The sequence below is a fragment of the Mycobacterium sp. E3247 genome (assembly GCF_001667785.1).
Taxonomy (GTDB): Bacteria; Actinomycetota; Actinomycetes; order Mycobacteriales; family Mycobacteriaceae; genus Mycobacterium.
The window spans coordinates 1-10,655 of record NZ_LZJG01000356.1 but is presented as its reverse complement, the minus strand read 5'-3'; the positions used below and the strand labels follow the sequence as shown (position 1 = coordinate 10,655).

The 10,655-nt window shown below is 70.7% G+C and carries 8 protein-coding genes, 1 tRNA gene and 2 pseudogenes; 3 read left to right on the top strand and 8 right to left on the bottom strand.

The genetic code is table 11. From position 1 onward, the window contains the following. Nucleotides 1–70 precede the first annotated feature (70 nt). From A9X04_RS19490 to A9X04_RS19470, 5 genes and pseudogenes are all read right to left on the bottom strand, one after another. A pseudogene (locus A9X04_RS19490) lies at nt 71–1,168 on the bottom strand (hypothetical protein); the annotation flags it as partial. A 197-nt stretch (nt 1,169–1,365) separates the two neighbouring features. Beyond that, the gene (locus A9X04_RS19485) at nt 1,366–2,502 is read right to left on the bottom strand and encodes a hypothetical protein (RefSeq protein WP_067924005.1); all 1,137 of its coding nucleotides are present in this window, start codon (nt 2,500–2,502) and stop codon (nt 1,366–1,368) included. A 181-nt stretch (nt 2,503–2,683) separates the two neighbouring features. After that, nucleotides 2,684–4,690 (bottom strand): hypothetical protein, encoded by a 2,007-nt coding sequence (locus A9X04_RS19480; RefSeq protein WP_304442402.1) that lies wholly within the window; start codon nt 4,688–4,690, stop codon nt 2,684–2,686. 131 nt (nt 4,691–4,821) lie between these two features. Next, nucleotides 4,822–5,394: a dCTP deaminase gene (gene dcd / locus A9X04_RS19475; RefSeq protein ID WP_067749071.1), complete on the bottom strand. Its 573-nt coding sequence runs from the start codon at nt 5,392–5,394 to the stop codon at nt 4,822–4,824. A gap of 34 nt (nt 5,395–5,428) precedes the next feature. Next, on the bottom strand, nt 5,429–6,085 hold the full coding sequence (locus A9X04_RS19470; RefSeq protein ID WP_197509243.1) for a hypothetical protein: 657 nt from the start codon (nt 6,083–6,085) through the stop codon (nt 5,429–5,431). A gap of 183 nt (nt 6,086–6,268) precedes the next feature. Between A9X04_RS19470 and A9X04_RS19465 the strand changes: the two genes are divergently transcribed. Next, nucleotides 6,269–6,342 (top strand) — tRNA-Gly (locus tag A9X04_RS19465). A gap of 57 nt (nt 6,343–6,399) precedes the next feature. Here A9X04_RS19465 and iniR read toward each other — a convergent pair. Together iniR and A9X04_RS31960 are read right to left on the bottom strand one after the other, a co-directional pair. Further along, nucleotides 6,400–8,826: an isoniazid response ATPase/transcriptional regulator IniR gene (iniR, locus tag A9X04_RS19460; RefSeq protein ID WP_067924008.1), complete on the bottom strand. Its 2,427-nt coding sequence runs from the start codon at nt 8,824–8,826 to the stop codon at nt 6,400–6,402. Between the two features lie 8 nt (nt 8,827–8,834). Continuing rightward, nucleotides 8,835–8,960 (bottom strand): hypothetical protein, encoded by a 126-nt coding sequence (locus A9X04_RS31960; protein ID WP_255396490.1) that lies wholly within the window; start codon nt 8,958–8,960, stop codon nt 8,835–8,837. A gap of 257 nt (nt 8,961–9,217) precedes the next feature. Between A9X04_RS31960 and A9X04_RS19455 the strand changes: the two genes are divergently transcribed. Both A9X04_RS19455 and A9X04_RS32390 read left to right on the top strand, forming a co-directional pair. Further along, a complete protein-coding gene (locus tag A9X04_RS19455; protein WP_067924000.1) occupies nt 9,218–9,784 on the top strand; it encodes an IniB N-terminal domain-containing protein in 567 nt (188 codons plus the stop codon). A 284-nt stretch (nt 9,785–10,068) separates the two neighbouring features. Then, nucleotides 10,069–10,209 (top strand): annotated as a pseudogene (locus A9X04_RS32390) (IniB N-terminal domain-containing protein); the annotation flags it as partial. A gap of 90 nt (nt 10,210–10,299) precedes the next feature. Here A9X04_RS32390 and A9X04_RS31620 read toward each other — a convergent pair. Beyond that, the coding region (locus tag A9X04_RS31620; RefSeq protein WP_231985765.1) for a hypothetical protein at nt 10,300–10,655 on the bottom strand (356 nt) is incomplete at its 5' end.

Below are 10,655 nucleotides of genomic sequence, written 5' to 3'. Positions count from 1 at the left end.
TTCGATCCACGCCAGCGGCGATGGACCGGGGCACCCCACATGCTCGTCATGGCCGGACAGCCTAGCGATCCGCCGCGGGGGGCGGAGCGGGAGCTTCGGGAGCCGGTGCCGGAGCGGGCGCCGCCGGTGCCGGGGCCTCGGCCGGCGCGGGAGCCGCCGGTGCCGGGGCCGGCCGGGTGGGCGCGACGACCACGTTCTGGTTCGGGCTGGGCCGGACGTTGGCCGTGGGCCGGATGGCGATCGCCAACGAGACGACGAGCGCCACCACACCGATGACGAACACGCCCGCCACGATGCCGCCCACCAGGCGGAACGAGCTGCGCTCGGGATAACCGGCGTCGACGAGCGCGGTGGCGCCGGTGTGCGCGCCGGTGTACAGGTCGTCCATTTCGTCGGGCACGGCGCTGTAGGCGAGCGCGTCCCGGCCCAGGGTTCCCGGGGTCTCGAAGTAGCCGGGCGCCACCGCGAACGGGTTCATGGCGCCGGTGCCCGGGTCTTGCGCGTAGGCCAGCGCCGCGGTGGACGACGAGAACAGCGGGGCATGCGCCGAGGCCAGCGCCGCGCCCCGGGCGAGCGCCGTTTCGGGCTCCTCGGGGGCCGACAACGGCAGCGAGGTCGCCGCCTCCAGCGCGGGTTTGATCAGGGGGATGTCGATGCCGGACCCGACGACGAACACGCCGTCCGGGCGCGTCTCGAGCGACTCGACGCCCGACACCATCGTGGCCAGCTGGGCCACGGCAGCCTCGTCATCGGCCGGGAGCGGCTGCCGGCGCACGTCGGCGATCGACCCGTCGGCGCTGTTGACGACGGCCAGGGTGGCCGTGTCGGGCTCGATGTAGAGCAGCGCCGTCTGCGCGTAGTTGGTCTGACTGCCGACCGCTTGCGCCAGGGCGGCCGCGGCCAGGAAAGCCGAGACCAACATCACGTTCTCGACCTTGTGGGCCGCCAGCGCATCGCGCAGGGCGGCGGCCTCGATCGGGTCGGTGAAGGTGACACCGGTCGACGCCAGCTGATAGCCGCCTTCGGCCGCACCCTGGCGGGTGCCCAGGATCGCCGAGACTACCTGGTTGGCCGCGCTGAGCGTTGCGGCGTCGTCTTCGGGCGGGACGTCGAAATTGTCTTCGTCGACGGTGGCGCCTTCGCCATTTTGGCCTTCGACCAGCACCATCCGGACTGCCGTCGGCGCCATTGACACGCCAAGCACGGTGTCCAAAGCTCCTCCAAGGTTCGATTGCTAGCCCTGATGATGAGGACGTGGCCGCCGCACCCCGCGAATACGCCAGAGGTCACTGAGTCCCCACCCTATGTTCCCCTCGTGTGCCGATTTTACGCGCGCTCGGCGCCTTCGGTTTTGCGGCGTTACGGCTAGGGGACCGGGATGCCGTGCTGCCCCAGGTGACGATGCAGCCAGTCGTCCCACTGGTCGCCGTGGGACGGGCCGGGCCCCGGCTGGGGCGATGCCGGGGCGGGGGGCGGCGCCGCCGGGGCCGATGCCGGCGGCGGTGGCGGTGGGACCGCCGGTGGCGGCGGGGGCCCCGGATTGGCCGGGGCGACCACGTTCTGTGTGATGTCGGGGCGCTGGTGCGCGTGCGGCCGGATGTCGACGGCCAGGGCGATGGCCAGGGCGACCACGCCGCCGACGAACACCAGGGTGGCCGCGACGACGGCCAGCACCGACCTGCGGCTCTGGTGTTCGCCGGAGGCTGACTCGCGATCGGCGCCGGGCACCCGGGCCTTCCCGCTGTCCGGTTCGGCGCTGTAGGCCAGCTCGCTGTCGTTCGCCGAGGGATCTCCGGCGTAGGGCATCGCGATCGTCGACGGCGCGCCCAGCCGGGCGTTGGCCGCCGCCAACGAGGCGCCCCGCGCCAGCGCCATCTCGGGTTCCTCGGGCGTGGTCACCGACAGCGAGGTCGCCGCCTCGAGCGCCGGCTTGATGTACGGGATGTCGACGTCCGAGCCCACGAGGAACAGCCCGTCCGGGCGCGCCCGCATCGCTTCGGCGCCCGAGACCATCGCGGCCAGCTTCGCCAGCGCCGCTTCGTCGCTGCCGGGCAGCGGATGCCGGCGCACGTCGGCGACCGAACCGTCGGCGGTGTCGACGACGGCCAGCGTCGCGGTGCTGGGCTCCACGTACAGCAGCGCGGTGCGCGCGCAATTGGTCGCGCTGCCCGCCGCCTGAGCAAGCGCCGCGGCGGCCATGACCGACGACACCAGCATGACGTTCTCGATCTTGCGTTCCGCCAACGTGTTTCGCAGCGCTGCGGCCTCGGAAGGATGGGTCCAGGCCACTCCGCTCGATTTCAGCCGATAGCCGCCCTGGGCCGCGCTCTCGCGGGTGCCGAGAATCGCGGCGACCACGCGATCCGCCGCGGCGGCCGCGGTCGTCTGATCGGCGAGGGGGAAGCCGTCCTGATCGACGGTCACCCCACCGGCGGCTTCGCCTTCCACCAGCACCATGCGGACCGTCGCAGGCGCCATAGACACGCCAAGTACGACGTCCACCGCTCCTCCAAGTCGTCCAATCGATTGCCGTGCGGGGGAAACCCGCGTGGGGCTTCGTCGCTCTCAGATTCGGCCGGATGCGTTGGCAGCGATCCGGCCGCGCCCCACCCCAATTCGCCACACTAGCGCGCGAAGTTGAGTGCCTCCGGCAGCCGCGCGAGTGACATTCGTTGATCGCGGGCTACTTGTGGCCGCCGCCACCGCCGCCGGCGTGGCCACCACCGAAGCCACCACCGCCGCCGCCGAAGCCGCCACCACCACCCAGGCCGCCGCCACCACCCACGCCGCCGCTGCTGTGGCCGCCGCCGAAGCCGCCGAGACCGCCCCCACCGCCCGGGGCGCCGATGCCGCCGCCACCGCCGACGGGTCCGCCGCCATGGCCGCCGCCGAACAGACCACCGGGGCCGGAGGGCACACCGCCGCCGGAACCCGGAGACGGGAGGTGCCCGCCGCCGAGGCCGCCCGGAGCAGAGCCCGGGGGCGACACATGCCCACCACCGAGACCGCCGAGTCCGCCGGGGCCCGAGCCCGGCGGCGGTTCGTGCCCACCACCGAGACCGCCCTCCCCTGGCGGAGTCACGTGCCCGCCACCGAGACCGCCGGGGCCCGAGCCCGGCGGCGGTTCATGCCCACCGGTGGCGCCACCCGTGCCCGAACCGGGCGTCGGGACATGCCCGCCGGTCGAGCCGCCCGAGCCTGAGTCGGGCGGCGGGACGTGCCCACCGGTGGAGCCGCCGGAGTGCTCGGGGGGTGGCGATGAGCCCTGCCCCGGAGGCACCTGGTGCGGGGGTGACTGCGGCACCGTGCCGCCGACCTGTGGCGGCTCGGGGACGTGCACCGGAGGTTGGGGCAGCACCGGCTGTGGAGGCGACACGCGCGGCGGCGGCACCTGGATGACCGGCGGGCTCACGATCGGGTTGGGCACCGCGACGTGGACCGGCGGCAGTATCACCGGCGCGATCGGCGGGACCACGATGGGCACCGGCACCACCGGAGCGGCCGGAGCGGGGACCGGGGCCGCGGGAATGGGAGGCGCGGCGGGCAGGGGCGCAGGCAGCGGCGCGGCCACCGGCGGACCCATCGGGATGGGCGCCGCCATCGGCACCGGCGGATTGATCCGCTGCGCCGGGGCCGACGCCTCGACGGGTGCGGGCGCCGGCGGCTCCTGCGTCGGAACGATGAGGTGCTGACCGGGAGTGGGCTGCAAGGCGACGGTGCCGGTGGTGCGGATGCCGATCGCCAGCGCGATCTCGAGCGCCAGCACAGCGCTGATGCCGGCGACCGCCAACCCGCTGCCGATCAGCAGCGCCGGCCTGCGCCGCGGTTGGCTCTCCTCGGGCATGAAGAGCTTTTCGATCACGACGGTCGGCGAGTCGGAGTCCTCGTCGGGCACCGCACTGTAGGCGAGCTCGTCGTCGCCCGCTTCCGGCCCGAAGGGCACGTAAAGGTATTCGGGCAGCGAATGCTGGTCGACGGCGCCGGTGCCCGGGTCCTGGGCGTAGGCCAGCGCGGCGGTCGACGACGCGAACAGCGGCGCGTTGGCCGACGCCAGGGCGGCGCCGCGGGCCAGCGCCGTCTCCGGCTCCTCGGGCATGCTCACCGGGAGCGAGGTCGCCGTCTGCAGGGCCGGCTGCAGCGGGGCGATGTCGACGCCCGAGCCCACCACCAGCACGCCGTCCGGCGACGCTTCCAGCTTCTCCAGCCCCGCGATCATGCCGGCGAGTTGCGCGGCGGCCTGGTCGTAGGACTCGGCGTAGAGCGGTTGCTTGTAGACGTCGGGAATGGATCCGTCGGAGGTTTCGACCACCGCCAGCGTCGCGGTGTCGGACTCGACGAACATCACCGCGGTTCGCTCGTAACCCATTGCGCCGCCGACATTTTGGGCCAACGCCGTCGCGGCGAGAAAGGCCGATACCAACATGACGTTCTCGACCCGGTGGGCGGCCAGCGCGTCGCGCAACGCCGCCGCCTCGAGCTGGTCGGTCCACGTCACACCGATGGACGACACCTCCAGCCCGGCGTCGGCCGCACCCTCGCGGGTGCCCAGGATGGCGGCGAGCACCTGGTCGGGCGCGCTCGCGGTGGCCGCCCCGGCGGCGGCCGCGACGTCGAACACGTCCTCTTCCACCGTGGCACCGTCTGCGTATTCGCCTTCCAGGACCACCATTTGGATCGATGCCGGTGCCATCGACACCCCGAGCACGATATCCAAGACAAACCCCTCCAAAGGTATTGCGAGACGAACCACGGCTAGGCGGAGGAAAAAACCATGGCTAACTAAGTATCGCGCAGAACCGGGGCGGAGGCCCCCCGCAGAACCTATGTAGACCTTATGAAGTTCTGATAGGAGCGCGACGGCGTCGGTCCCCGCTGGCCCTGGTACTTCGAACCTACTTGCGAACTGCCGTAAGGATGTTCGGCCGGACTGGTCAACCGCAGGATGCAGAGTTGGCCGATCTTCATGCCCGGCCACAGGGTGATCGGCAGGTTCGCGACGTTGGACAGCTCCAGCGTGATGTGGCCGCTGAAGCCGGGGTCGATGAACCCGGCGGTCGAGTGCGTGAGCAGCCCGAGCCGGCCCAGCGACGACTTGCCCTCCAGCCGCCCCGCGAGGTCCTCGGGCAGGGTGAACAGCTCGAGCGTGGAGCCCAGCACGAACTCCCCCGGGTGCAGGACGAACGGCTCGCCGTCGACGGGTTCGACCAGCGTCGTGAGCTCGTCCTGCTGCTTGGCCGGGTCGATGTGGGTGTAGCGGGTGTTGTTGAACACCCGGAACATGCAGTCCAGGCGGACGTCGATGCTGGACGGCTGCACCAAGGCGTCGTCGTAGGGGTCGATGCCCAACCGGCCGGCGGTGATTTCGGCCCTGAGGTCGCGATCGGAGAGCAGCACGCGACGAGCCTAACCGCTGCTCACCGCGGAGCGGTCAGTCGGCGAGATACATCTCCCCACCCTTGGGATATCCGCCGCCGGTGGTCGTGACGTGGACGTGGTCGTAGTGGCCGAGCCGGCTCGGTTGCGCCCCGCCCGGCGTGTAGTAGACACCGCGCCAGATCGCGTCCTGGATCCCGAAGCGACGCGCGTTCCTCATCACGTAGGCGACGATCTCGTCGCCCAGGGCGATGCCGTCGGCGCTCTGCGGGTTCGGGATCATCACGTCGAGCGCCAGACCGAGGGGATGCCAGGGCAGCGGATCCGGCCGCACCCCGCCGATCTCGTGGATCTGCGGGAATTTGGCGCTGATGCTGCGGGAGACCTGGATCGTCCTGACCTGCAGGCCCTGTTCCGGTGCGAGCCCGGCGGGCAAGAACCGCGACCTGGTGTGGTATCTCGACGCGGCGACGGGCTCAGCCGCGCCTTCGCCGCGGGACACGTCCGACGCGAGCACAATCGCCACCGGTTTTGCCGCGAAGATTTCCGGGCAGCACGGCGCACCGTCGCCGATAACGGGTATGGGGTCGTGCCGGGGGACGAATGGGCCGGCATCACCGGCCGCCGCGAAGAACGCCGCCGCGGGGGCCAGCGCCGCTGCCAGGAGCAGCGGCGATTTGCGCCGCTTCTTGGCTAATCTGTGCCGACCCACCCCAGGCACATTACGACAAGATCACGAAAGAATAAACATCGGTTCGGGAATTTGCCCGTGGTGAGCCATTCCTCGCCGGCGTGCATTTGCCCCCCTGCCGGACCGGCGCTGGGCCGTTGGCGTTCGGCCGCACCACTCGCCCGACGGATCCGCTGTTCGATGCTAATCTTCGATGCCGACACCGCCGATGTAGTTCAATGGCAGAACATCAGCTTCCCAAGCTGAATACGCGGGTTCGATTCCCGTCATCGGCTCCACATCAATCGCCCGTACCCGAGGCCCGCCCAACCGTCGTCGGCACCGGCAATGCAATGCTACGAAGCCAATATTGCGCGCAGCATCGACAACATCTCGGAACGAGAGCCGGCGCCGAGCCGGCGACGGATCCGCGCCACATGGTGCTCGACGGTCTTGGCCGAGATGAACAGCTGACGGCCGATGTCGCGGTACGGCAAGCCCAGGAGGAGCAGCTCGGCGACTTCGCGCTCCCGCGCGGATAACGGCGACGCCGACGGCGGCTGGCGGGCCGCTTTCGGGGCGTCAGACCCGGGCTCGTCATCGGGTGTCTCCTCCACCGCGGCGACCAGCTTGAGATCACGGGCGACCTGCAACATGTCGCCCGATACTCGGGCATCCGGCGTCTGCAGCGCGGCTTGACCGGCAAGGCGGGTGGCATCCCAGGTCAACCCGAACTGGGCCAGGGAGCGGGCGGCCATCGTCACCTCGTCGGCGTCGACCTGGTCGGCAAGCACCCGCAGCCAGGTACGACCGGCACCCGCGAGCGCTTGGGCGAAGGCGCTCTGGGAGGCAGCCGCGGTCAGGGCCCGCCCGTGCGGGGCCACGGATTCCGGTGAACCGGTCAAGATTCCGGCGTGCACCCCCGCCCAGTGCAGCGGCACCGACCACAAGACCGGGTTGCCCAGCGAGTCCAACAATCCGAATGCCAGATCAAGGGTGTGGCGCAGCCGGGCCACCTGACGCATCCTTGCCGCGGCGACCCACAATTCGCCCAACGGCAGCAGGGTGAACAAGTCGATGGAGTACTCGGCGAGCACCTCCATCGCCGCATACCAATGCTTCTGCAGCGCGCCGGTGTCGCCGTTGCGACGCGCGATCGCGGTGCGTAGCGTCGCCGCCCACAGCGCGTCGCGCCGATGCAGGTCGGCGGCCGCACCCGAGCAGGCGGCGTCGGCGTCGGCGCCGGCCGCGGCGAGCTGGCCGTCGCACATCTTCGTCCAGCCGAGCAGCAGCCGGTGCCGACGCTCGAAGAGCGTGTCACCGCCGCTGCGCACCGCGCGACCGATGATGCTGCGCGCCCGCACCGGATCGCCGCCGTGCAGCGCGGCCAGCGTGACCAAGGCGGCCGGGCTATCGGGGATGACTTCACCCATCGATCCGCCCACGGCGATCGCCTGGCCAAGCTTCGCCACCGCGACCGCGTACGGCTCTTCCATACTCATCAGCAGGCCTTCGGCGAGGCCGCGGGCGGCGCGGGCGGCAGCCGTGGGCGGCCCCTGTCCCGCGACCCGCAGTCCCGCCCGCGCCGCCGTGAGGTCTCCCGTCGCGGCCAGTGTGATCGCGCCGGCGGCGCTGACCACCGCGTCCGGGTAAGGCCCCAGCCAGCCGAACAACTCGGCCGCCTGCCCCGCATGACCGTCGTGGGCGGCGACGCTGGCCGCCACCCGCACCGCAGCGGCGCGTTCGGCAACATCGGCCGAACGCAGCAGGTCATCGGCCAAGGCCGCGGCCCCCGCGCAGTCTCCGGTCAGGGCCAGCGCGTCGGCCAGCCGGCGCGACAGCCCTTCGGCGCCGGCGCCGACCGCCGCCCGGTACAGCCGCGCGGCCCGGCCGGACTCGCGTGCCTCGGTCGCCGCGCGGCGCAGGAAGCTCGCCAGATCAACGTCTCGCAGTCCGTGTTCGGCGAGGCGCAGCGCGAGGTCCGATGTCAACGTGGACATGGCAAGCTGGGAACGCAAAATTGCTATCTCGACTTGGTGGTGATGCGCGTTGCCGACGAGCTGGGCAACCGCGTCGTGCACCGACCGGATGAAGCCCGGGCTGTGCGACGGCTCGATCAGCCCGCTGGCGCGCGCCCGGTCGACAAGCAGCAGCCCTTCGGTGGTCGAGATGTCCAGTGCCGCAGCAACATCGGCGGCGCCCAAACCGGGGCTCAACGACGCGATGAGCAGTGTGTCCAACGTCGACTCGTCGAGGCGGCGCAGCCGGTCGATCAACGCAAACTTGGCCGCCTGCAACGGCTCCTGCGCGGTCTCGGTCACCGCTCGCACCAAAAACGGCAGCCCCGCGGTGCTGTCCACAAGGTGGTCGGCGACCGTCAGTGGACCCAACGATAGGCGCGGGCCCTCCCGTTCGAGGGCTGCGGCCAGCGTCCGCAGCGTGGTGTGCTGCTCGCACGGTTCGGCGGCTACCACGACCGTCGCCGCGGGGTCAGCGATGCGCTCAACGAGCGCCAGCAGCTCGGCGTCGGTCAACAGTTGCGCGTCATCGACGACCACCGCCGCGTCGGGTCGGTCCCCGTCGCGTGGGGGGCGCGTCAGCACCGTCATCCCGGCACCGCGCAAGGCGTCCCGAACGGCGGCGAGGACGGTGGTCTTCCCGGTGCCGATCCCCCCGCTGACCAGAACCTTGACCGAGGTTGGCGCACCGTCCGCCAGCGCATTGATGATGCGACGCGCGTCGGGTGAGACCTCGGCGGAGGCCGTGATGTCCGGAGTGGCCATGTTGGGCACTACCTGGGTGTGGCGCGGGTGGGCGATCGGTGGTCGATGATCGCCCTCGCGTCCGTGGCCGTGTCGAGCAGGTGGTTCTCGGGTGGGCGGCAGACCAGGTGCGCCGACCCAAGCGAGTTGCCCATGGTGCACGTCCCTGCGTCGATCTGGGTTACTGGCGTCGGCGGCCGCTGCCCACCTTAGCGTTCCCCCGCCGCGCCGGTCATGATAATCCCCGTAGGCTCCGTGATCCCCTAACAGGGCATCCCCTAACGCAGCGCCCGGGCAGGGTGGGCGCACACCGATCACGGCGGCGCCTTCGGCGGCTAGCATTCCGGGAAACGGCTGGGTGTTGGTGGTGGGCAGAAGTTGACGGTGACGGAGCACACGCTGGAGGCGTGTCATGGCAAATGCATTGCTTGACTTTGTGATGTCACTCGTACGCGACCCGCAAGCCGCCGCGCGCTATGCGGCAGATCCCGCGCAAGCGATTGCCGAGGCTCACCTGACGGGCGTCACCAGCGCCGATGTGAATCATTTGATCCCGATGGTGTCGGATTCGCTATCGATGTCCACTCCCGCCGGTATAGGCGGCACCGGCGGCGCCACCGAGCACGGCAATGTGTGGGCGAGCGGTGCGGCCACGGCCGCGTTCGACGCGTTCCCGGCGCATGCGCCGGTCCAAGATTCGGGGCCAGCCGAGGGGCACGGCCTGACCGGCCACGTCATCGATCACCCGCCCGCTGTCGGCGGCGAAGCGCCCGGGGCCGGGACAGATCCGCATCCAGCGCCAGTCGAGCTGCATGACCCATCGGCGACGATCGCTGCGCCCGACGAAATGCCTGATCAGTTAGTCCACGACGGCGGATTCGGGATGGACGGCCAGGGAGTATGGGATCACTCCGTCGCCGACAGCCACACCGCCGACAATGATCATCACGGATTCGGATTCGACCCACACTTCGGGTGATTTCGATTCGTTATCGACTTGGGCGACGACCGCAATTGTCGGCCGTTATGGTCCTGAAGTGGGGAAATGCTGTCGATGGGGGGTTATCCGACCAAGCTCCACCTTGTCCCTAACCACCCCCCTAATCCCCTAACGGCATGGGCTGAGTGATCCCGGCAAGGGCGCAAACGACTGGGGGATTCGGCCCCGTTACCGGCCTGGAACCAAGCGCCTAGCTTGAGTGTCGGAACGTCGGCGTAGCACCGGCAACGGCTCAAACGAGTCACACATCGAAAGGCACTGACGTGAGCTCTCTGATCGACTACATCCTTGACCTGTTCCGCAGCGAAGACGCCGCAAGGGCTTTCGCTGCCTCTCCGCAGCAGGCGCTGAATGACGCCGGGTTTGCTGACGTGTCCCCCGCCCAGGTCTCCTCCGCGGCGGCCAGCGCGGCGCCGGGGCTGGAACTAGGCGGCGGCGACCCCATCGTTGGTCTACAGCAAGCGGTGGCCAGTCAGTTCGGTCTCGCGGCGGCTTCAAACGTTTCTGCGGCGGCTGGCGGTGAGGCTGCTGCTGGGCTCGGCGCCGACGTCGGTGCCGGCTTGGGTGGCGGCGCGGAGTTGTCCGATGCGGTGGGGCTGGGCGCTCAGGTCGGCTACGGCGTCGGTGGGGGTTTTGGCGGTGAAGCCGGCGGTGGCTTTGGTGTCGGTGGTGGCTTTGGCGGCGAGGCCGGTGGTGGCTTCGGTGTCGGTGGCGAAGCGGGCGCGGGCATCGGGGGCGGATTTGGCGGCCAAGCCGGCGGTGAAGCCGGTGGGGGTTTCGGTCTCGGCGGTGACGCCGGATGGCAAGGCGGCGTTGGCGGCCAAGCCGGCGGCGAAGCCGGTGGAGGTTT

Bases quoted from the DNA above. Each gene is read 5' to 3' on its own strand.
- A9X04_RS19480 (WP_304442402.1), bottom strand. From the start codon at position 4,690: ATGGCACCGGCATCGATCCAAATGGTGGTCCTGGAAGGCGAATACGCA.
- iniR (WP_067924008.1), bottom strand. From the start codon at position 8,826: ATGGCCACTCCGGACATCACGGCCTCCGCCGAGGTCTCACCCGACGCG.
- A9X04_RS31960 (WP_255396490.1), bottom strand. From the start codon at position 8,960: ATGGGCAACTCGCTTGGGTCGGCGCACCTGGTCTGCCGCCCACCCGAG.
- A9X04_RS19455 (WP_067924000.1), top strand. From the start codon at position 9,218: ATGGCAAATGCATTGCTTGACTTTGTGATGTCACTCGTACGCGACCCG.